Source organism: Devosia sp. GW821-FHT12F11 (assembly GCF_058806655.1).
This window is the reverse complement of sequence record NZ_JBXAPX010000001.1, coordinates 1,098,864-1,119,608: the sequence shown is the minus strand read 5'-3', so window position 1 is coordinate 1,119,608 and position 20,745 is coordinate 1,098,864. Positions and strand designations below refer to the sequence as shown.

25 protein-coding genes are annotated in these 20,745 nt (G+C 65.5%); 6 read left to right on the top strand and 19 right to left on the bottom strand.

Annotated elements, in window-relative coordinates:
* Window positions 1–56 precede the first annotated feature (56 nt).
* The 6 genes from AC1ROK_RS05600 to AC1ROK_RS05575 all read right to left on the bottom strand — a co-directional run bounded on the left by AC1ROK_RS05600 (window position 57) and on the right by AC1ROK_RS05575 (window position 5,791).
* The gene (locus AC1ROK_RS05600; protein ID WP_492844636.1) at window positions 57–569 is read right to left on the bottom strand and encodes an alpha/beta fold hydrolase; all 513 of its coding nucleotides are present in this window, start codon (window positions 567–569) and stop codon (window positions 57–59) included.
* A 28-nt stretch (window positions 570–597) separates the two neighbouring features.
* Window positions 598–2,154 carry a carboxylesterase/lipase family protein gene (locus tag AC1ROK_RS05595; protein ID WP_492844634.1) on the bottom strand — a complete coding sequence of 519 codons (1,557 nt, stop codon included), beginning with the start codon at window positions 2,152–2,154 and terminating at the stop codon, window positions 598–600.
* Window positions 2,155–2,192: 38 nt separating this feature from the next.
* A complete protein-coding gene (locus tag AC1ROK_RS05590) occupies window positions 2,193–2,663 on the bottom strand; it encodes a GyrI-like domain-containing protein (protein ID WP_492844632.1) in 471 nt (156 codons plus the stop codon).
* A 72-nt stretch (window positions 2,664–2,735) separates the two neighbouring features.
* The gene (locus AC1ROK_RS05585; protein ID WP_492844630.1) at window positions 2,736–3,716 is read right to left on the bottom strand and encodes a 1-phosphofructokinase family hexose kinase; all 981 of its coding nucleotides are present in this window, start codon (window positions 3,714–3,716) and stop codon (window positions 2,736–2,738) included.
* Window positions 3,713–4,645, bottom strand: a complete 933-nt coding sequence (locus AC1ROK_RS05580) for a class I fructose-bisphosphate aldolase (protein WP_492844628.1) — start codon at window positions 4,643–4,645, stop codon at window positions 3,713–3,715. The genes AC1ROK_RS05585 and AC1ROK_RS05580 overlap by 4 nt, the downstream gene beginning before the upstream one ends.
* A gap of 12 nt (window positions 4,646–4,657) precedes the next feature.
* On the bottom strand, window positions 4,658–5,791 hold the full coding sequence (locus AC1ROK_RS05575) for a glucokinase (RefSeq protein ID WP_492844690.1): 1,134 nt from the start codon (window positions 5,789–5,791) through the stop codon (window positions 4,658–4,660).
* Between the two features lie 41 nt (window positions 5,792–5,832).
* Between AC1ROK_RS05575 and ppsA the strand changes: the two genes are divergently transcribed.
* The 3 genes from ppsA to trxC are packed head-to-tail and all read left to right on the top strand — an operon-like array spanning window position 5,833 to window position 8,957.
* Window positions 5,833–8,229, top strand: coding sequence for a phosphoenolpyruvate synthase (gene ppsA / locus AC1ROK_RS05570; RefSeq protein ID WP_492844626.1), 2,397 nt, complete (start codon window positions 5,833–5,835; stop codon window positions 8,227–8,229).
* A 10-nt stretch (window positions 8,230–8,239) separates the two neighbouring features.
* Complete coding sequence (locus tag AC1ROK_RS05565) at window positions 8,240–8,497, top strand: hypothetical protein (RefSeq protein ID WP_492844624.1); 258 nt, start codon at window positions 8,240–8,242, stop codon at window positions 8,495–8,497.
* 10 nt (window positions 8,498–8,507) lie between these two features.
* A complete protein-coding gene (gene trxC / locus AC1ROK_RS05560; RefSeq protein WP_492844622.1) occupies window positions 8,508–8,957 on the top strand; it encodes a thioredoxin TrxC in 450 nt (149 codons plus the stop codon).
* Between the two features lie 192 nt (window positions 8,958–9,149).
* Here trxC and AC1ROK_RS05555 read toward each other — a convergent pair whose 3' ends face one another.
* The 6 genes from AC1ROK_RS05555 to AC1ROK_RS05530 form a co-directional block, all read right to left on the bottom strand.
* Window positions 9,150–9,305 carry a hypothetical protein gene (locus tag AC1ROK_RS05555; protein ID WP_492844620.1) on the bottom strand — a complete coding sequence of 52 codons (156 nt, stop codon included), beginning with the start codon at window positions 9,303–9,305 and terminating at the stop codon, window positions 9,150–9,152.
* A 139-nt stretch (window positions 9,306–9,444) separates the two neighbouring features.
* Complete coding sequence (locus tag AC1ROK_RS05550) at window positions 9,445–9,825, bottom strand: translational machinery protein (RefSeq protein WP_492844618.1); 381 nt, start codon at window positions 9,823–9,825, stop codon at window positions 9,445–9,447.
* 10 nt (window positions 9,826–9,835) lie between these two features.
* Window positions 9,836–10,486: a BON domain-containing protein gene (locus AC1ROK_RS05545; RefSeq protein ID WP_492844616.1), complete on the bottom strand. Its 651-nt coding sequence runs from the start codon at window positions 10,484–10,486 to the stop codon at window positions 9,836–9,838.
* Window positions 10,487–10,644: 158 nt separating this feature from the next.
* Window positions 10,645–11,478, bottom strand: a complete 834-nt coding sequence (locus tag AC1ROK_RS05540) for a universal stress protein (protein ID WP_492844614.1) — start codon at window positions 11,476–11,478, stop codon at window positions 10,645–10,647.
* Between the two features lie 11 nt (window positions 11,479–11,489).
* A complete protein-coding gene (locus AC1ROK_RS05535) occupies window positions 11,490–12,662 on the bottom strand; it encodes a DUF8173 domain-containing protein (protein WP_492844612.1) in 1,173 nt (390 codons plus the stop codon).
* Window positions 12,663–12,678: 16 nt separating this feature from the next.
* On the bottom strand, window positions 12,679–13,206 hold the full coding sequence (locus AC1ROK_RS05530; RefSeq protein WP_492844610.1) for a GyrI-like domain-containing protein: 528 nt from the start codon (window positions 13,204–13,206) through the stop codon (window positions 12,679–12,681).
* A gap of 130 nt (window positions 13,207–13,336) precedes the next feature.
* On the opposite strand from AC1ROK_RS05530, the gene AC1ROK_RS05525 reads away from it, so the two are divergent.
* Window positions 13,337–14,218 (top strand): alpha/beta fold hydrolase, encoded by an 882-nt coding sequence (locus tag AC1ROK_RS05525; protein WP_492844608.1) that lies wholly within the window; start codon window positions 13,337–13,339, stop codon window positions 14,216–14,218.
* Between the two features lie 63 nt (window positions 14,219–14,281).
* Complete coding sequence (locus AC1ROK_RS05520) at window positions 14,282–14,614, top strand: DUF4342 domain-containing protein (RefSeq protein WP_492844606.1); 333 nt, start codon at window positions 14,282–14,284, stop codon at window positions 14,612–14,614.
* A gap of 37 nt (window positions 14,615–14,651) precedes the next feature.
* Here the strand turns inward: AC1ROK_RS05520 and AC1ROK_RS05515 are convergent, their stop codons facing one another.
* Window positions 14,652–15,407 carry an SDR family NAD(P)-dependent oxidoreductase gene (locus tag AC1ROK_RS05515; protein WP_492844604.1) on the bottom strand — a complete coding sequence of 252 codons (756 nt, stop codon included), beginning with the start codon at window positions 15,405–15,407 and terminating at the stop codon, window positions 14,652–14,654.
* A gap of 153 nt (window positions 15,408–15,560) precedes the next feature.
* Here AC1ROK_RS05515 and AC1ROK_RS05510 point away from each other — a divergent pair, with 153 nt between their 5' ends.
* The gene (locus AC1ROK_RS05510) at window positions 15,561–15,932 is read left to right on the top strand and encodes a hypothetical protein (RefSeq protein ID WP_492844602.1); all 372 of its coding nucleotides are present in this window, start codon (window positions 15,561–15,563) and stop codon (window positions 15,930–15,932) included.
* Between the two features lie 12 nt (window positions 15,933–15,944).
* Here AC1ROK_RS05510 and AC1ROK_RS05505 read toward each other — a convergent pair whose 3' ends face one another.
* From AC1ROK_RS05505 to AC1ROK_RS05480, 6 genes are all read right to left on the bottom strand, one after another.
* Window positions 15,945–16,601, bottom strand: coding sequence for a helix-turn-helix domain-containing protein (locus tag AC1ROK_RS05505; protein WP_492844600.1), 657 nt, complete (start codon window positions 16,599–16,601; stop codon window positions 15,945–15,947).
* Window positions 16,602–16,682: 81 nt separating this feature from the next.
* A complete protein-coding gene (locus tag AC1ROK_RS05500; protein ID WP_492844598.1) occupies window positions 16,683–17,024 on the bottom strand; it encodes a DNA-binding response regulator in 342 nt (113 codons plus the stop codon).
* Window positions 17,025–17,100: 76 nt separating this feature from the next.
* The gene (gene fixJ, locus AC1ROK_RS05495) at window positions 17,101–17,724 is read right to left on the bottom strand and encodes a response regulator FixJ (protein ID WP_492844596.1); all 624 of its coding nucleotides are present in this window, start codon (window positions 17,722–17,724) and stop codon (window positions 17,101–17,103) included.
* A 10-nt stretch (window positions 17,725–17,734) separates the two neighbouring features.
* Window positions 17,735–19,216, bottom strand: coding sequence for a PAS domain S-box protein (locus AC1ROK_RS05490; protein ID WP_492844594.1), 1,482 nt, complete (start codon window positions 19,214–19,216; stop codon window positions 17,735–17,737).
* Between the two features lie 62 nt (window positions 19,217–19,278).
* Window positions 19,279–19,911, bottom strand: a complete 633-nt coding sequence (locus AC1ROK_RS05485; RefSeq protein ID WP_492844592.1) for a DUF998 domain-containing protein — start codon at window positions 19,909–19,911, stop codon at window positions 19,279–19,281.
* The gene (locus AC1ROK_RS05480; RefSeq protein ID WP_492844590.1) at window positions 19,908–20,738 is read right to left on the bottom strand and encodes a universal stress protein; all 831 of its coding nucleotides are present in this window, start codon (window positions 20,736–20,738) and stop codon (window positions 19,908–19,910) included. The genes AC1ROK_RS05485 and AC1ROK_RS05480 overlap by 4 nt, the downstream gene beginning before the upstream one ends.
* Window positions 20,739–20,745 lie beyond the last annotated feature (7 nt).

Genomic DNA, 20,745 nt, shown 5'->3' with positions numbered 1-20,745 from the left:
CGACATCAACTTGACCCAGCCCAAAACTGTCAGTCATGTCTCCGAACAGCTGTCAGCTATCTCCCCGGAATGAACACATAGCTGGCGGGGACCAGCGGCAGCAGGGCCGCACATCGCGTCGGATGCCGGATGGCGAAGGCCAGGGCGGACAGCGCTCCCGCCGAGCCGCCGGCGATGGCAACCCTGTCGATGTCGAGTGCATCGAGCAGATCTGCGAAAGCGTCTGCCTGGTTCTCCGATGACGGGTCCTCGGGAAATGCCGAGCGCAGGTAGCCGAAACGAGACGGGGCAATAACGCGATAGCCTGCCGCACTGAAGCGCCTGGTGAAGAACAACCCCTGATCGAAGCCACCGCCGGTGCCGTGCACCATGAGCAGCGGCGTGCCCGTTCCGGCCTCGGCATACTCAAGCGCACCGAAACGCGATCGGATGACCTTGCTCAGTTCAGGCGCCACCAAGGCACGCGCCCGGGCGATGTCGCTGCCATAGGCAGCTGCGACGGCTCCGCCCGCTGCTGCAAGCCCTGCCCCGACCACCCCGAGCCCGAGAACCGCTCTGCGCGAAACCATCTCGACCCGCCCTCTCAGTTCCCCGGGCTCAGCGTACGCCCGACCACAGCCTGCGTTCCTCGGCCATGGGATCGTCGACAACTGCCGGGTTCGCGTTGAACCGCATGGTGGCGAAACGGTGCTTATCGAACGCTGCCCAGCCGGGGGTCCCGCTGGCAGCGAACTGTGTCCAGGCACGATGCATCGTCCCGGCCAATTGCTGCGGCGGCGCTGTGCCGAGCAGCCGCTCGGTCTGCCTGCCGAGCGTGTCGAACACGAAGGGAATTTCCACGGCGTGACCGGCGCCGAGCCGGCCGCCGAACTGCGGCGAACGCCAGGCGAACTCGTACATGAAGGTTCTTGCCTTGCCGGAGATCGAATGGGCTTCGGCGAGGCGCAGGGCGGGGAGCCGCCAATACCAATCGGTCATGATGGCGGCGAACAGGTCGCCGGGGCTCGCCTCGGGCTGCCGTTGTCGGTAGGCAGCGAGAGTGCTCGCCACGGGCATGCCGGTTGCCGCGATGGTTCCTGCAACAGCCTCCTCTATAATGGCATCGATGGCGCCGCCCGGTACCAGGAACAACCGCCATTCCTCGGTGTTCGATCCGGCCAGGAGGTCGACATCCGCCGCCGCGCCGGCTGCGATCGCCTCTATCGGCCGGGTCGGAATGAGGTTGCCGTCAATGACCGGCTCCCAAGGCAAGCCATCGAGCATGATCTCGCCCCACATTGCGGGGTCCGGGTTGCTGAGGAGCTCACCGCGCAGGGCTTCCTGCGCTTTCAGCATCTGTTCGATGGGGACAGCTGCGATGGCGTCGCGGTTCGCATCGGTCCCGAGCAGCGCGGCCAGCCGGCGTCCGATACGCTCGGCGGTACCGGGCGTGCTGACGTGATGGCCGCCACCGCTTTCGATGATTGCCCGGCGGAACAGGCCTTTGGCGCGCGGCATCGACAGCAGCGTTCCAACGCTCAACCCTCCGGCGGACTCGCCGAAGATCGTGACGTTGCCCGGATCGCCGCCGAACGCTGCAATATTGTGCTGGACCCACTCGAGGGCGGCGATCTGATCCAGCAGCCCGAGATTGGCTATTCCATCGTTGAGATAGAGAAACCCCTCGGCGCCGACGCGATAGTTGATGGAGACAAGCACGACGCCATCGCGCGCGAAGCTGGTCCCGTCATACCAGGGCGAGGCGGCGGTGGCGTGATACTCGTACATACCGCCCGGTATCCAGACCATGACCGGCAGGTTCGCCGTGCCCAGCGCGGGTGACCAGATGTTCAGCGTCAGGCAATTGTCCCCCGGGCCATTCACCTCGGGCGGCAGCAGTTCGGCGATCATCGGCGGATAGGCCGGCTGAGGCGGCTTGGGTCCGAATACGGTGGCGTCGCGAACGCCGTCCCAGGCTTGGTGCGCCTGGGGTGGCCGCAATCGGCGCGGACCGGTGGGGGGCGCGGCGAACGGGATGCCCTTGAAACTGTGGATCCCCGCCGTCTCGGTGCCGCGAAGCTGCCCCTCGCTCGTTGCAACGACGGGGGATGCTGCGGCGGCAGACGGGCCGGTCGGCCACAACCCGGCTGCCAGACCACCGCTCGCCGCGCCCATCAGCACACTCCGTCGGTTCATCGCTGCCTCCTAGTCCGCTAGCTCGCCGCTTCGACAGGCCAGATCACATCGGTGCGGATCTGCTCGGGCGGCGTCTCCGGTGGGCTGAGGTAGCTCTCCCACATGTCCTTGCCGGGTGAGAGCTTCTGCTCCTTCATGACCCTGGTCATGAGATCGTAAGTCCTGGAGACGGTGTCGTAGGGACCGAAATGGGTCGCCGTCATGTTCGTCCCACCGGGGGTTTGCCCGATGGAAAGGCCGGCTGCGCGCAGAGCGGGAATGTCGTTTTCCAGCACCGGAAACCCCAACTCGAAGCTGGCCGATGTCGCATCGAAATCGGTGTAATGGGCGAGCGGGTTGCCGGCCATCTGCGCCTTCGCCGTGGCGAACATCTGGCCCAGGGTGGCGAACCCCTGCCCGATGGTCGCAGGCATCTGAAGCAGCGTCGAGCGCAGGCTGATGTAGGCGAATGGCCTGGGCGTCAGTTCGACAATGGCCGGATCAGCCATGGTGACCTCCTGTTGTTTGACCCAATCTAGCGCCGCGACTCCGACCCGGTTTGATCCAGGTCATTTGCGCCCTCAGCCTGCCGCTGCGGCCGGCGCTGCGGGCTGCCTGAGGTAGGTGATCTTCCCCGTTTCGTTGTAGAACCGCTCGGTGCTTGTGCGCTCGCATAGCTGCGTGGCTTCGCGGGTGACCGCCGAGGCAGCTGCCGCAACACCGAAGCGGTTGGCAGATTCGAGCGACCAGCCGCGCGCCAGGGCCAGGGTCATTGCCGCGACATAGCTGTCGCCGGCGCCGACCATGCTATGCACCGTCACCTCCGGCGGCGCGATGGTGAACTGGGCGTCGCGCGTGGTGACCAGCGAGCCTCGCTCCCCCATGGCAAACACGGCGACGTCGGCTGCCCCAGCGGCGACCAGTTGCGTCGCAACATCCGCGGGAGCGCCCCGCGCCGGAGTCTCCGCCGCCAGTTCTTCCGCTTCCAGCTGATTGAGCCGGATGAGGAACGGACGTCCGGCGAGGCCCTGCTTCAGGGCTGCCCCATGCGTATCGAGGATCAGCTTGGCATTGTGCCAGCGCACGACATCGCCCAGCCGGGCGTAGAAGTCCTCGGCCATACCGGGCAGCAAGCTGCCACTGGCGACCACGTAGCCGACGCCGCCGGCAATGATGCGACCGAGCTCGGCGAGAATCTCCTCGCCCTGTCGAGACTCCTGGGGTGGTCCGGGCAGCACGAAGCGATAGTGGAGCCCGGTTTCCTCCTCCATCACCGTCATCGAGGCACGCGTCTCGCCGCTCAGGGTGTGGTCGATGCACTCGACGCCGGCCGCACGCAGCAAGTCGAGGTATTGATGGCCGGTGTGCCCGCCGAGCGCGACGAAGGCGCGGCTGCTGCCGCCCAACTCGCGTATCGCCCGCGACACATTGGCTCCCCCACCGCCGGGATGCAGGATCGCCGGGCTGCATCGCAGCTTGCGCTGCGGTTCGAGCCGGGGCACCGAGGTGGTGGTATCGAGCGCCGGATTGAGGGTCACAGTCAGGATGGGCAATTGGCTCATGATGCTGATCCCGCCTCGGCTGCAGCAACGTGGATGGCGGCAATCTGCCGGAGCATTGCCAGCGCCTCGCCGCGCGGGCGCTGGAAGCTGTTCCGGCCGACGATCGAACCGTGCCCGCCACCAGCGGCGATGGCGGTGATCTCGGCATAGACCGCATCGATGCCCTTGGCCGCACCGCCGGAGAACACCACCAACCGGCGCCCGGCGAACGCCGCCTCGAGGACATGTGCGACCCGCTTTTCAAGGGCCGCGAAGTCCGCACCCTCGTAAGCGGGCCGGGCCTGGGCTGTTTCAACACGATCAGTGGGTGGCTTTACCTTGATGATATGCGCCCCGAGTTGGGCGGCGATCTGCGCACCATAGGCGACGACGTCGATGGCGGTCTCGCCTTCGTGGGACAGCGACCCGCCGCGCGGATAGGCCCAGATGACGACAACGAGGCCATGCGCCTTCGCCTCGGCCGCCCCGGCCCTCACCTCTTCGAACATCTCGTACTGGCGATCGGACCCGGGATAGATGGTGTAGCCGATGGCGCTGCAGCCGAGCTCCAGCGCGTCACGCACCGTCGCGGTGATCGCCTCGTCCTTGATCGAGCCGAGGCCGTTGGCACTGTTGGCCTTGAGTATGAGCGGCACTGCGCCGGCGTAACGGTCGGCGCCGGCGGCCAGGAACCCGAGCGGTGCTGCGAGGGCGCTGACCCCGGCCTCGATAGCGAGCTCGAAGTGATAGCGCGGATCATAGCCGGCCGGATTGGCTGCAAAACTCGCGGCCGGCCCGTGCTCGAAGCCCTGGTCGACCGGCAGGATCAGCAGCCGCCCGCTGCCCCCGGTAAGTCCATGCATCAGCATGCGGGCCAGATTTGCCTTCACGCCGGGCCTCTCGCCGTCGTACCAGCTGAGCACTTCGCGCACCGGGCCGGTGATCTGCATGTCATTGCTCCGTCAGGACGCCGCCCGCGCGGTCGGACGGGACGCCGCAGGGTGGGACGACAGCGAACGTGCCATGGCGATGGCGGCGCCGCGCAGGCCGGCGTCCGCTGCGGTCTTGATCACTTTCACCGGAACCTTGGCGATATAGGCCGAGCGCTCGCCCCGGCTTTCGAAGGCCTCGCGGAAATGGCCGGTTTGCAGCGCCGGAATGATGTTGGCAACGAGCCCACCGCCCATGTAGAGGCCGCCGCGTGCGCCGTAGAGAAGCGCGATGTCGCCCGCCACCCGCCCCAGCCAGGTCGCCATGATCTGCAGGGCGCGTGTGGCCACCGGATCCTCACCGGAGAGGCCAAAGGCCGCAATCTGCTTGGCGCCGCTGGATTTGGCCTTCACCTTCGCCTTTGCGACGAGCGCCTCGTAGAGCCCCGCCAGCCCGGCTCCGGTGAAGACGTCATCGCAGGCGACGTAGCGTTCTGCGAGGAAGTCCGTGCCGAGTTCGGCAAGGTCCTCCTTGGTCAGGACGAAGCGGAGGAAGCCGCCCTCGCCGACAATCGGCACCCAATCCTTGCCGGCCCGGACGAGCCCGGCGATGCCCACGGCCGCGCCGGCCATCATCACGGCCTTGTTGCCATATGGAACGGCCGCGCCGGCATGCAGCTCCTGCAGGTCATATGCCGACAGGTTCGGCAGCACGAGCGCACTGGCCTCGACATCGTTGATGAGGCAGACATGGTCGGCGCGGGTTGCGGCACGCACGTCGTTGCGGCTCAGCTTCCAGTTGCGGTGAGTGAAGGTCGCGGCGTCACCCTCCACGGTTCCCGCCAGCGCCAGCGATACCTTGTTGGGGCAGCGGGGGATGGAGGCGAGATAGCGCTCGACGGCCTGCATCGGCTGTTCAAAATCGGCCGTGCTGAGGAGCGCGAAGTTGGACACCGACAACTCGTCGATGTCAGCGATGGCAAGGCTGACATACCTGGCGCCAAAAGCGCCGACCAATGCCTGACGCGAATGCTCGATCATCTGGGGGCTCCCTGTTTCGTTTGAGCCAGCATGACGCCGGTCAAGGCCGGTGCGTTTGATCTGGATCATCCGACCACGCGTTTGACGCGGATCAAGAAGCGCAGGCGTCGGTCGGGCGAGCATCATCGGCAACGGGGCCCTCGGGCCTGCCAGCTGGAGCACTACCGATGTCGCAACACGCCGATCAGATTGCCTGGTTCGAAACGCTTCGCCGCACCGATGTCGGTCGGGTGGGCGGCAAGAATGCCTCGTTGGGTGAGATGGTGCAGGCCCTCGCCGCAAAGGGCATCCAGGTCCCGCCCGGCTTCGCCACCACCGCTGATGCCTATTGGCAGTTCGTCGACGCCAACGACTTGAGGAGCCGGATAACCGGCTACCTGGCCGCCTGGGAGGAGCACCGCTCCAGCCTGTCCGAAACCGGTGAGGCCATCAGGAACCTGATCCTCAAGGCAAGCTGGCCCGAGAGCACGGCCGAAGCGATCCGCGCCGCTTATCGCGAACTTTGCCGGCGCGGCGGCGGCGGCGACATCGACGTCGCGGTGCGCTCGAGCGCCACGGCCGAGGACCTGCCCGACGCCAGCTTTGCCGGGCAGCAGGAGACCTTCCTCAACATCAGGGGCGAGGCTGCGCTGCTCGCTGCCTGCCGCCGCTGCTTTGCTTCGCTGTTCACCGACCGGGCGATCAGCTACCGCAAGGCCAAGGGGTTCGACCACATGAAGGTTGCCCTGTCGATCGGTGTGCAGCGCATGGTGCGGTCCGACCTGGGCAGCTCGGGCGTGATGTTCTCGATCGACACCGAAACCGGCTTCGACAAGGTCGTACTGATCAATGGCGCCTGGGGCCTCGGCGAGAATGTCGTCCAGGGCGCGGTCGACCCCGACGAATACGTGGTCTTCAAACCCTTTCTCGGTCGGCCGGACGTCGTGCCGATCATCGAGAAGATCCGCGGGGCCAAGACCATCAAGATGATCTACTCCGGCGGCGAGACGCCGACCCGAAATGTGCCGACCTCGAAAGCGGAGCGCGCCGCATTGGTGCTCAACGATGACGAGGTCGTCACGCTCGCCAAGTGGGCCGTTGCCATCGAACAGCACTATGCCTGCCCGATGGACATGGAATGGGCCAAGGACGGCGCCACGGGCGAGATGTTCATGGTGCAGGCGCGGCCGGAAACGGTGCAGGCCCGGCGCGAAGCCGGCGCCATGAAGTCCTATCGGGTGCAGCAGCACGGCCGCCGGTTGCTTGCTGGGCTCGCGATCGGCGATGCCGCAGTGAGCGCCCCGGTATGCCTGCTCGACAGCGCCGCGGACATCGCGCAGTTCGTCGACGGCTCGGTACTGGTGACCTCGACCACCGATCCCGATTGGGTCCCGATCATGAAGCGGGCAGCCGCAATCGTCACCGACCACGGCGGACGGACATCGCATGCGGCGATCGTCAGCCGCGAACTCGGCCTGCCGGCGATCGTCGGCACGGGCAATGCCACCGAACTGCTGCACAGCGGCCAGGACGTTACCGTCAGCTGCGCGGAGGGCGATGAGGGCTCGATCTATGAAGGGACGGCAGAGATCGACGTGCAAACGCTCGACCTCGAGCACCTGCCCACGAGCCGCACCAAGGTGATGCTGAACCTCGCCAATCCGGGCGCGGCGTTCCGCTGGTGGCGTCTACCGGCGGACGGCGTCGGCCTCGCGCGCATGGAGTTCGTCATCAGCAACGCGATCCGCATCCATCCGATGGCGCTCGTCCGCTTCGATGACCTGCGCGACGAGCAGGCCCGGCAGGAAATCGAGCGGCTCACCGCCGGCTATGACAGCAAGCCGGAATTCTTCGTCGATCGGCTCTCCCGCGGCCTGGCCCGGATCGCGGCCGCCGTCTATCCCAAGCCGGTCATCATCCGGATGAGTGACTTCAAGACCAACGAGTATGCCGGCCTGATCGGCGGCGCGGGGTTCGAGCCCATGGAAGAAAACCCGATGATCGGCTTCCGCGGCGCATCTCGCTATTATTCCGCGCGGTACAAGGACGGCTTTGCGCTCGAGTGCCAGGCCATCGCGCGGCTGAGGAGCAGGCTCGGCTTCGACAATGTGATCGTCATGATCCCGTTCTGCCGATCGATCATCGAAGCCGATCGCGTACTCGAGGTGATGGCCGAGCACGGCCTCAAGCGGGGCCAGGACGGCCTGCAGGTCTATGTGATGTGCGAAGTGCCGTCCAACGTCGTACTGGCCGCGCAGTTCGCCCGCCGCTTCGACGGCTTTTCGATCGGCTCCAACGACCTGACCCAGCTCACCCTGGGTGTGGACCGGGACTCCGCCGAACTGGCGGGCCTGTTCGACGAGCAGGATCCGGCTGTCAAATGGATGATCGGCAACGTGATCGCCGAAGCGCACAAGGCCGGCGCCAAGATCGGGCTCTGCGGTCAGGCGCCGAGCGACCATCCCGAGTTCGCCCGCTTCCTCGTCGAAAGCGGCATCGACTCCATCTCCGTCAGCCCCGATAGTTTCGTGGCCGTCAAGAACCAAGTCGCGACCGCGGAAGCGGCGAAACGATCAGCAGCCTGAGGAGCAGCAAATGAACGATCTCGACCACCGCGAGCAGGCCCAGCTGGGCCTCAAATACATCGAAGACTCCGTCGTCAACCTGCTTACGAGGCACCCCAAGGGGCTCAGTTCATCCGCGATAGCTGAGGTGCTGGGCCTGAGCGCGGACCTCGAGCCGAAGCACCGCGATATGATCGCCTCCGGCATTCTGGAACTTCTCGTCCGCTCAGGGCGTATCCTGTGGGACCAGGCCAGTCACACCTATGTCGACAACCCGGACAAGTCCTGAGCACAGACGCATGTCACAGGAAGGCAAAGTGGTCTGCCTCGAATGCGAGGCAATCAACCGGCTGCCGGCCGGGCGCCCCGCGGCTGAGGCAAAGTGCGGCCGTTGCGGGAAACCACTGTTCACCGGGCGCCCCAGGGACGTCGATGCCGCGATGCTCACAAGGCAGATCCAGAAGGACACCATCCCGGTGGTGGTCGACGTCTGGGCCGCCTGGTGCGGGCCGTGTCAGGCCATGGCGCCGGAATACGAACGCGCCGCCGCGGAAACCGAGCCCAACGCACGCTTCCTGAAGCTTGACTCGGATGCCGAGCAGGCGATGTCGGCAAGTCTGGGAATTCGCAGTATCCCGACAATGCTGCTGTTCAGCGGTGGCAAGGAAGTTGGGCGCGTGTCCGGCGCCATGTCCGCGGCAAGAATCCGCAGTTGGCTCGCCGATCGCCTCGACCGGGCGGGGCGCTGAGACCTGGAGCGCTTTATCGCGAGCTGCGCGGTGTCGGCCCGCCCTGTCCTCGGGCTTCCAGCTCCTTGCGGATGCCGGGCGGTATTTCGCGACAGCCGCAATGGACTGCGTGTTCTGCATGCCACTCGAGCCGCTGCTCGAGGGTGGCATTGCTCGGCATCCGGTGCGCCAGGTGCCACTCGCGGTTGATCTTCATAGCTGCAGTCCCGACTGCCGAAGCGCCTCGGTCGCCGAGGCAACGACCATGACAAGCTCGGGCGCCTGGGGCGCTCCGACGCTGCCGAGTGCCGCCCAGCGCCGCTCGTAACCCTGGGGCAGCATGATGGCGCGAGCGTCCAGCTCCGCCATCACATTCTCAGGTATCCCCTGGCAACCGCAATTGGCGGCATGCCGGAGATGCCAGGCGATCGCCTCGTCAGCGGAGGCGCACTGCGACAGCCGATGATTGCGATGCCAGGCATGGTTTGGTTCCATCATTGCCTCCTGGCTAGTGCATGCGATCCTGCGCCCGAAACCACGACCGGGCCTCGGCGACGATCTGGGCATCGGTCGGATGATCGCTGGCCCGCACGTCCCAGACCCGATGCGCGAGCTCGGGGAAGTGCTCGTCGAGATATCCCTTGAACGTCGTCTTGGCCTTGCCCGGTCCCATGATCAGGATGGCCTCGGCGCTGCCGAGGTTTTCAGCAATCTCGCGCATCAGTTCATGATCCATCTCGAGCGTGCCCTCACCAATGTGGTTGGCCTTGCGGTGCACATGGTGCTCGGGTCGGTCGTCGCTGACCGATTGCATATCGGCCGTCATGGCGCCGATGCGGAAGATCTTGGCGTGACGCTGGTCGAGCCAGACGCAGGCGTGAAAGCTCATCGGGTATCTCCTACAGAACGGTAATCTGGTTGGTGACCTGGGACACGCCGGGCACGCACCAGGCCGTACTTTCCGCGAGCCCCTTCTCATGCCAGGAGGTGACTTCGCCGGAGAGCGTGACCTCGCTGCCATTGGCGGTCACATCGATGCGTTCGGCATCGAGCGGCGCGATACGCGCCAGCGCCTGCTTGATCTTCTCTTGCACCTTGTCGGCCCGAACGGGCGGCCGGATCTGTGCATCGCTGCGAATCTCGCGCACGCCTTCGAGCAGTTCCACATCGTCGATCGCGGCCTGCAGCTGGAAGGGCCAGTCGACATCGCCGTGCAGTGTGATGGTGCCATCCTTGACGGCAAGGTGGAGCCGATCCAGCGGAACCGAGACGTTGGAGGCCAATCGGGCATAAGCCCGCTCGGCAATCTGCTCGTCGGAGGTTCGGCTGACACCGGCGAGCTCGACGGACAGCTCGTTGATGACCGCCCGTACTCCCTTCACCTGGCCGGCGGCCCGTTCCGCCGCGGAGCGTTCGAGCAGGGTCCCGACATGCCCCGAGATGGTAACGATCCCCTCCCGGGCTGTGACGCCGATATGGCTCGAGTTGATTGAGGGATCCAGGTCGAGACGCGACTGGACGGCGGCCTGCAGCTTGTGATCTTCACGCATCGGATGCTCCTCGGGCATGTTCGGGAACGATGCTAACGCGGGCGCCGGCGGCCGCTTTGACTCAGCTCAAACGATGCCGGCAAGCCGCCAATCGAGCGCCGGATGCCGTAACGAGCGAGCCCGCCAGCGGCGCTGGAATGATCCCGCCGCCGGGGACTCTAGTGGGACATGAAGATCGGCAGGCGCCGGGTCGCCAGAACTGATTTGGTGGCGCCGCCGAGGACGAACTCGCGAATGCGACTGTGCCCGTACGCCCCCATCACCAGCAAGCCAGCCCCTCGCTCGATGGCGACCTGTTGAAGCGCCTCCCCGATGGGACGCTCCGATCGATTGAACAGGTGGACTTCAGCCGCGATGCCGTGGTGCCGCAGATAGTCCTGCAGGGCACCGACGGAGGCTGGCTCGACCGTCTTGTCATCGGTCGCGCAGAGGATGCTCACCTGCTTGGCGACCAGAAGCACAGGCAACGCATCGCGCACGGCACGTGCAGCGGCCCGACCACCATCCCAGGCGATCGCCGCGGACGCGAGATGCAAGGTGACCTCGCCGTCGGGAAACAGCCATGCCGGCCCCCCGGATCCGAACAGTACGGCCTCCGCGATCGCCGTCTGGTCGTCGCTGCTCGCTGTCGGCATGAGCAGCGAGCAGTCGAAAGTCCTGGCCTGGGCCGCAAAGAAACCTGCAGCAGCCTCGGGCCGGGTCCTGGCACTGCGCACGGTCAGGCCGATCTGGAACCGATTGGCGAGGTGGTTGACCTCGTCAATCAGACTTTGCGCTGTGGTGTGGCTCCTCGCTTCGGCGGCAGCAATCATCCCCGACACGTTGACGAGTGCGTCCCCCAGGACATTGTGAACCTCGCCTATATCCACCTCATGAGCGAGAGCGGTCACCTCGCCGCCCAGTGTCGCGGCCATGTCGAAGGCATGCAACAGGCTGCCCTTGGGCGTGGGATCGGGGTAGGAGCTGAGTGGCAGGAAAAAGCTCAGTGACATCGTGGGGCTCCTCAAATTGCGTCCGGGGTCTGGGCCACCGCAGCGATGGCCGGCCGATCCGGAGCAGCGAGCCGGCCCATGATAATTGCAGCGATGGCGCCGAAGCCGAAGCAGAGCAGCACCAGCGTGAGCAGCCAGCCAATGACGGGGATCATCCCCAGCAAGCCCATCACCACGATCGAAACCGCGAGAACACCGACCCGCTTGAGATTGCTTTCGACCGACGTCAGCGCCCGGGCAACGCGAACACCCACAAGGTAGGTTCCGGTCAGGTGAGCGAGAGCACAGGCCAATACGACGAAGACCAGAGCGAATGGCACCAGAAAGATGCCGAAGATCGTCAGCACCAGCACCGGCACCAGTCCGATGACAGCGGCGAAGGTCACGAGCCCTGCTGCGATGCGGCGGAATGGGCGCGTTGCTCCTGTCGATTGCAGCGACTGGGTCAGCCGCGGCGACAGCGTGATGACGACGACGCCGATGACGAAGAGCAGCAGCCACCAGAGGCCAATGCCCCAGACCGCGGGCCAGATGCTGCGCACCGCATGCTCGGCGGTCTTGCCCGCTTCCGATGCATAATCGGGAGTTGCCAGCTGCTCGAACGTCACGCGGTCGGCTGCGGCCACCGATGCCGGCACGGCAATCTGCCGCGGCGCACGTATCGTTACTTTGCCATCCACCCGGGCGCCGGGGCCGAAGGCGAGGTTCTCGCCGATGAAGCTCAAATCCCCCTGCACCGCCGAGCCGAGCGTCGCCGTCTGGGCGCTGATCAGCGCCGAACCCTCGATCCCCGACGATACCGTGACGGTCTGGCCGACGATGCGCAGGTTGCCGCCCACCGGCTGCGGCGAGGTCACCGACACGGTATTGCCCATGGCGGTGACGTCCCCGCCAACCTTGCCGGTGAGCGAGACCGAGAAACCCGCAGCATAGGTGTCACCCGCCACATCGGCGGTCTGCGAGACGTTGAAGCCAGCAAGATGGGCGTCGCCGCTGACCGGAGCGCGGACTGCAACGTCGTAGCCCGCGGCGAACACATCGCGCGCCACGGCTGCGTCGACCTGCGCCGATTGGCCGGCCGTGAACTGGTCGCCTCCGAAGGTGAGGCGGGCGCCGTCCTGTGCCAGCGCCTCAACCGGCAGCAAGAGCAGTGAAATGGCGAGCAGTCTGGCAAGGGAGTGCATTGGGAGCTCCATGGGATCACGAGGGCTCGGGCCGGACGGTCGGGCCTGCGAGTTCAGCCGGCACCATGACCGGCACGGACGGATGCTGGCGCCACGGCCGGAAATTGGACGCACGGAAGCTCTGCCAGGTGAACGAGGCGCCGCCCTCGGGCAGCCGTGCGCCCACATCGAGGACGTCTTCGAGATCACCGCCGGGCAGCATCTCGATCATCGGACCGGACGGCGTAAGCCCGGCAAACACCTCGCCGCCGGCGGCATCGGCGATGCGCTGCGCTACCGGAAAGCCGACCTGCAGGGTAACGGCGCCCGGCAGCCTGTTGCGGTAGACGACGACGAGTTCCTGAGCCTCACCCGCACCCTGCCCTTGCAGGAAGTTGTCCAGCACCCCGATCGCCTGCCGGATGGCGGAAGCGATCGAAGACTCCTCTGTCCCGCAAAAGCGGACCACGTAGACGAGTGGCCGGCCCTGATGGTCAGTCGTGTGGGTCGGCGGTGCAACGGGAGCCATCGGACGGTCCGATGCTGCGGTCTGGTTGGGTGTCATCGATCCCTCCTGCGCTCTGTTGGCCTAATTGTAGGCCCGGCCAGGGGGCCTGGTTTGACCGAGGTCAAATGGCCGGCCTTCGATCGGCGCGACCATGCTTGACAACCGGCGCCGAGACAGGGAGGCCCGCATGCCCAGCATCTTCCGCACACCAGCAGACCGAACCGCCTATCTTGGCGCCTATGACGAGATGTTGCGGCGCTGGCCGCGGCCGACGCTCCGGTCCTTCGATACCGGCCTGGGGAGCACCAATGTCATCGAGGTCGGAGATCCCGGCCTTCCCCCGCTGGTTCTGCTACCGCCGGTCTCAGTGAGCGCGACGGCCTGGTTCCCGATCGTCGGCATGCTCTGCCGCCACCATCGGATCTTCGCCATCGACGTGGTGGGGGACGCCGGTCGCAGCACGCTGATCAGGATGCCGCGTTCAGGCGCTGATTACGCTGACTGGCTGGTGGAGTGTTTCCACGCCCTGGGCCTCGAGCGTCCGGCGATCGTGGGTCACTCATACGGCGGCTGGCTGACGCTGCAACTGGCAGTCAATCGCCCGGCCGCCATCGGACCGATCATCCTGCTGGCGCCGGCGTCGGGCCTTTACCCGTTCCATTGGTACGCCCGTCTGTTCCTTCGGCTTGCCGAGAAGCTGCCCTTCCGTCCGCCGGCGCGACGCGTGCTGGAGGCGCAGGTTCATCGCGGCTACGAACTGGACGGAACCTTCGTCGCCCTCATGGACGCCGTTTCGGCCCATGTGCGGACGCACGTCCTGTTCCCCACGCCTCTGTCCGATGATGAGCTCACATCGATCAAGACGCCCAGCCTGATCCTGATCGGCGAAGACGAGCGCCTCTATGACCCGGCCGCCGCGCTCGATCGGGCTCGGCTGCTGATCCCCAACGTCGACGCGAGGCTGGTGCCGCAAGCATCGCACCTCTTGCCGATGGAGCGACCAGGCTTTGTCGACGCTGCCATCGAAGCGTTCCTCGATGACGCTGCGTTGGCCGGATACAGCGCTTGAGCAGGATCAAAGCGCCTGGAGCCGGATCGGACATGCTGCACCGGTTAGCAACGGAGGTTGTTCATGGACGACGAAGCCAAGAGTTCCTGGAAGACGTTCACCGAAGAAGTCGAGGTGGCCGGACAGCATCTGGTTGACGAGGTCAACCGCCTGCTGGCGGAAGGAAATGTTCGAAAACTCGAGATCCGTTCCGAACAGGGCGATGTGTACCTGTCGGTGCCGCTGACGGCCGGCGCCGTGGCGGGTGGTGTAGTGGCGCTTGCCGCTCCGTGGGTGGCCGTCATCGCCGCGATCGCCGGTCTGCTCGGCAAGGTGAAGCTGGAGATCGTGCGAACCGAACCGCCCGGGACGCCACCCACCACCGACCCGGGCGACACCCCGCCGGCCACCAGTTGAACAGGATAGAGGGCCGGAGCGATCCGGCCCTCTTCGGTTATTGCGCTACGTATCCGCCATCGACGAGATGGTAGCTTCCGGTGATGAAGGATGCTTCATCCGAGAGCAGGAAGGCCGTAAGCGCCGCCACTTCCTCGGACGTTCCCAGACGTCCAACCGGATGCAGGCCGCGGATGACCGTCAGCGCCGCCTCGTCGAGATGCTTGGACAGCAGTGGCGTATCGATGAAGCCGGGACCGATGGAATTGATGCGGACGCCATGCTTGGCATATTCGATCGCTGCGACCTTGGTCAGCCCGACCACCGCATGCTTGGCGGCCACATAGGCCGAAGCCGTGGCAAAGCCGACGCTACCGAGGATCGACGCCATGTTGACGATGGCGCCTCCACCCGACGCGACGATGGCGGGCAACTGGTAGCGCATGCCGTAGAAGACGCCGTTGAGGTTGATGTCGATTACCTTGTGCCAACCATCAAGCGGGTACTCGCCCGTCAGCGCTGCCGGCCCGCCAATGCCGGCGTTGTTGACGGCGAGGTGCAGCCCTCCAAAGGCCGATTTGGCGGCCTCGACCATTGCTTCTACTTCTACCGCGTCGGCGACGTTGACCTCGTGCGCCCGGGCGGTGCCGCCCGAAGCCTGGATGGCGCGGGCTACATCGTCGGCGCCTTCAGGATCGAGATCCGCCACCAGCACCTTGGCGCCATCGGCGGCCAGGGCGCGGGCGATCGCCGCCCCGATGCCCGACGCCGCGCCGGTGACGACCGCGACTTTGCCTTCAAAATCATAGCTCATTGTCAGCTCCCTGAGGTTCAGATGAGCCACTCAACCCGATGCAGCTGGACGGCGCTTTGACTTGGCTCAACCGGAGGCGCCGATTGATCTAGCTCAACGGCAATCCGCGCCGATGCTGTTCACTTGAAGTCCGTTCAATGGAGCAAAACAGCAATGCCCAGGCTTTCCCGCATCACACTCGAACTGGCTCGCGAGCCGCAACACCCGCATGGCGATCGCAACCACGGATACCATCTCTACCTGCCGCTGACCGAAGAGGGGCGCATCGATGTCGCGGCCTGGGACAAGGTGCGGACCGCCTGTCGCGTTCGCCGCTTCCGCCCGGGTGAGGACGATCAGCACGGCCGAATTCGTCGCGGCCCGGGCGGCAAGTGGAGCTTCGACTACGACGACCGCAGCGATTTCGATGACGAGGTCGGGTTCCGTCTCACCCAGGAGAGCTTCGTGCCTGGCGAGTATGTCTCGGTGCGCGAGGATGACGGCCGGATGCACACCTTCCAGGTGGTCGCCGTGCGGCCCGAATGATCAGGCCGCACGTCAGTCGCTGAGGGCGGCCAGAGCCGCCGCATCGATGATTTCGACGCGATCGATCGAAGGGACTTTGATGATCCCGTCATCCTTGAGACTGCGCAGCACGCGCGAGACGGTCTCGAAGGTGAGGCCGAGGTAGTCGGCAATGTCACAGCGCTGCATCTGCAGGGCGACGACATTGTCCGACTCCTGGCGATCAAGCAGATCGAGCAGGAAGGACGCGAGCTTTTCGGCCGCATTCATCCGCCCCAGCCGCATCAGATGATGCTGGGCACTGGCGAAGCTGGTGAGGGCAAGCTGGAGCAGGCGATGGGGCGGCACACCTGACGCATCGGTGTGCACCACACGGATTCCGGCGCCATCGACGCTCTCGGCGTAGCACTGGTGCTCGTCGCCGGCCTCAAAGCCGAACACATCACCGGCGAAATGGAAGCTGTTGATCTGGCGCCGGCCATCGCTGGTGACCCGGCAGAGGCGCACGGTGCCGAACTCGACCATGTACACGGTCCCCGCCTCATCGCCTTGCGCGAAGATCATCGAATCTATCGGATAGAACGTCACCGGACCCACCTCAGCCTTGGCCACCAGGGCGGGGCTCAGCTCGGTTCCCTGCCGTGGTGTTGGGGAAGACGCGCTGGCAAGGAAGATCGGTAGGTTGGACATCTCGACACCTCAATCTGGGATGTCGGAGCCTCGCTCATTCGGTCACGCGCCGAAATTCCGGTTGGTGTGCTAGGGATTCTACTAGGTGGCCCTCGGTACGGCGATCGCCGCCCGCACAGCATCCGATAGCGCCGACCCCAAGGTTGGCTTGGTTACCGTTCGAAAGCTCGAGGCAGCCAGCGGATGCGCCGCGCTGTTGGCCAGGAACACAACCGGCTCGAACTGCGCCAATATCCGTCCGCTGTCGGAGCCGGCAGCATCGAGCGCATGATGATCGATAACTGCGCAGTCGAAAGACGACGAGGCGTAATCCACCTGCTGCAGCGAGGCTGCGGCCGTCACGTCATAGCCTTCCGCCTCGAGAGCGAACCGGAGCGAGTTCCGAAGGACTGGGCTTGGCGCAACGACAAGCAGGTGAGCCATTACTGTTCTTTCCGCATCGAACGCGCCGATGCATCTGAACATTAGGGTGTGCCGGTGCACTGCTGATTGCGCTAGATCAAGCCGCTCCCTGCTCACCGTTCGGGGCGGACAGATCGATGTCCATCACCATCCTGACCAGCTCTGCCAGACTTCGCGCCTGCATCTTGCCCATCAGGGCGGCGCGATAGACCTCAACCGTGCGCGGACTGATGCCCAGTTCGGCCGCGATCAGCTTGTTGGGCAGGCCATCGACCACGCCCTTGAGCACCTGCCGCTCGCGCTCGCTGAGGCTGTGAAGGCGATCCCGCACGCGTTCGCGGACTTGCTCGGCATCGACCTGCGAGGTGGCGAGGTCGACTGCACGGCGTATCGACTCGATGATGGTCTCGTTGCTGAACGGCTTTTCGATGAAATCGATAGCGCCGTTTTTCATCGCTTCGACCGCCATCTGCACGTCACCGTGCCCGGTGACGACGATGGACGGCATCATGTGACCAGAGGTCCGGAGCCGGCGAAGCAGTTCCACCCCGTCGATATCGGGCATCCTGAGGTCGGTCACCAGGCAACCGTTGCGGATGCCGCCGGCCACCTCGAGGAAAGACTGGGCTGTGGCGTGCGTTCGCACGGCGAACCCAGACACGTCCAGCAGAAATGCCAGCGAGCTGCGCACCGACTCTTCGTCGTCGACGATATGCACCACGACGTTTGCGCTATTCACTTTGCATCTCCTTCACCGTGGGAAGGCTGAACGTGAAGGTAGCGCCGCCCGCGTCGTTGCGCGACACCGAAATCTCCCCTCCATGCGAGCCGATGATGCGTTGCGAGATCGACAGGCCAACCCCCATGCCACCAGCTTTGGTGGTGACAAAGGGCTGAAACAGGCGCGCGGCGACTTCCTCGGAAATGCCGGGGCCAGTATCGGCCACTTCCACCGACAGCCTGTCATTGGCTTGCCGGGTGGTGACGGTCAGTTCCTTGGTTTCGCTGTCCTTCATCGCTTCGACGGCGTTTCGCATCAGGTTGATGAGCACCTGCTGTATCTGCACTCGGTCGACGACGACCTGGCTGTCGCCCGGGCCGAATTCGAAATGCGACCGGACACCGCGCTCGCGTGAGCCCATCAGGGCCAGGGCCCCGGCCTCCTCAACCAGCCTCCTCATGTCCTCCGGCCGACGCTCGATATCCCCCCGGGTGACGAACTCGCGCAGGTGACGAATGATGTCACCGGCGCGCAGGGACTGCTTGGCCGCTTCCATCAGCGCGCCGCGCATCTTGACCGCATATTCCTCGCCCACCCTGTCCAGCATCATGGCACAGCCCTGGACATAGTTGGCGATCGACGAGAGCGGCTGGTTGAGTTCGTGCGCCAGGGTCGAGGCCATCTCCCCCAGTTCGTTGATGCGGGCCATCCGGGCCAGCTCGCCTTGCGCCGCCTCAAGCTGGGCGGCACTTTCCTGCCGCTCGGTCAGATCGCGAATGAAGCCCGTGAAGTAGCGCTTGTCTGCAGTCCTCGTCTCGCCCACCGCCAGGGTCATCGGGAAGGTCGATCCGTCCTTGCGCCGCCCCACCACGACCCGGTCGACGCCGATGATGCGTTTTTCGCCGGTAGTGAGGTACCGGTGGATATAGCCGTCGTGCTGCTCTCGATAGGGAGACGGCATGAGCATGCGAACGTTCTGGCCGATCACGTCTTCCGGCTGATAGCCAAACTGCCGTACGGCCGCCTTGTTGAAGGATGTCATGGTGCCATCCGTCTCGATCACTACCGTGGCGTCCGGGACGGTATCGAGGATCGATTGCAGATGGGCCTCGCGCGTTCGCAGCGAGGTCATCGCCTCAGTCTGCCCCCGAAGCGAACGGTGCAGCATGCCGCCGAGCCAGGCCACGATCCCGCCCACCAGTACGAACAGGCCGATATTGACGCCCAGCGCCAATGGCGGTTCGGACCGGACGGCAAGAAAGTAGAACACTGCGGGAGTGGCAATCAGCGTCGCGAAGATGCCTGGCAACAGGCCGCCCAGCATCGCGGCGACCAGCACTGCCGGAACAAACACCAGGCCGACGGCGGAGCTTGGCACCAGTTCATCGACGGCGTAGCGAACCATGAAGATGGCGAGGACCATGAACAGGGCCACCAGATAAGGCGCCCACCTGCCCTTCACTGCACCGTCAACCGCCATGTCGTCGCCCACTCGGCCAGGTGCGATGCTGCCGAACCGCTGTGCAGACGGCGCCGCGCCACTGGATCGGAACTCTAGTTAGAGGATCTGGCCGGAGCAAGGTTGGAGGTAGCGGCGAAGCGAGCAGCAGTGACGGCAAGCCAGAACAGAAAACCGCCGATCGTCAAACGCTCGAGCAGGCCGACAATCGGCCAGCCGAGCACCGCTGCGGCTCCGGCCGCCGCGCCCGACAGGGCGATCACGACCAGGCACACCGAGCTGAACCACTGCATCCGGCGCTGCCCGAGGCGATGCCAGTTCCCGATGGACAGCCAGACAGCGACGATCGTCGAGATGCTGGCGACGCCCGCCAGCGCCAGATGCACCAGGCCCCCAGCCGACACCGGCGCCCCCGGCATGTCCATGGCAAATGGCCACATCAACAGGCCGGAGCTGGCCGTGACCATCAGGGTGACGAACACCCGCCGCCACCCGCCATCAGCCAATATCCACCCGGCACTGGCAAAGGCCATGAGCAGCAGGTTGTAGAGGCCGAACCCAGCCTCAATCCACTTGATGCCGGGACGTCCCGCTGCGGTGAGTGCACTGATGGGGTCGGTGACCGGGTCGTACCCCGGCAGCACCGCGCCACCGGCCAGCACGGTGACGACGTAGAGCAGCGGCGCGGCGACGCCTCCCCAGAGCGCAATGTGTTCGAGGCGCCTCAATGCGCCACCAGGACCGGCACCGGCGCCGTGCTCAGAACATCGCGTGTCGCCCCGCCGAGCATCCACTCGCGCAGCCGCGAGTGTCCATAGGCCCCCATGACGATGAGATCGGCGGCCGTCCTGACCGCTTCGTTGCGGAGGGCAGCGCCGGTGCTGGTCCAGCCGTCGATGATGTGGACCTCCGCCCGGATGCCGTGTCGGCTCAGATAGCGACCGATATCCTCGTCCGGTGCGCGGCGCTGCTCCTCCGCCGCGCCGAGTTGCTCATCGACGATCGCGACCACGACGGACTTGGCCTTTTTCAGCAGCGGCATAGCATCGGCGACCGCACGGGCCGCCTCGCGTGTGTTCTTCCAGGCCACGAGCACGTTGTCGTAGACGGAGTGACCATCGAACGACGGCGGCACGAACAGGCATGGCCGGCCCGACTGGAACAGCACGGCTTCCTCGATCCATTGTCCCTTGTCGGGATCTCCGTATGGACGCGTGCCGACAAACAGGTCGGACTGGCGCGCCTCGCTCGCCAATACGCTGCCCACCTGGCGCGGATAGACGTCGAGGCGCCTCAGCTCGTAGGTCAGACCGAGCTGGCGGAACGTGGCGTCAAGCGCCTCCGTCCTGGCTTCGGCCTGAGCCACAGACTGCTCCACCAGCCGCTGCAAGAAGGCCGATCCACTCGGATCGGTGATGGCCAGTACGTCGGGCAACTGGTGCAGGTAAATGCCGGTGAGGTGGGCGTCGAGGGTCCGTGCAAGCCCGGCGGCGTGGGCGATACGGGTCGTATCCTCGCTCGAGCCGGTCAGGTGGATGGCAATGTCCTTGATCACGGCGGCC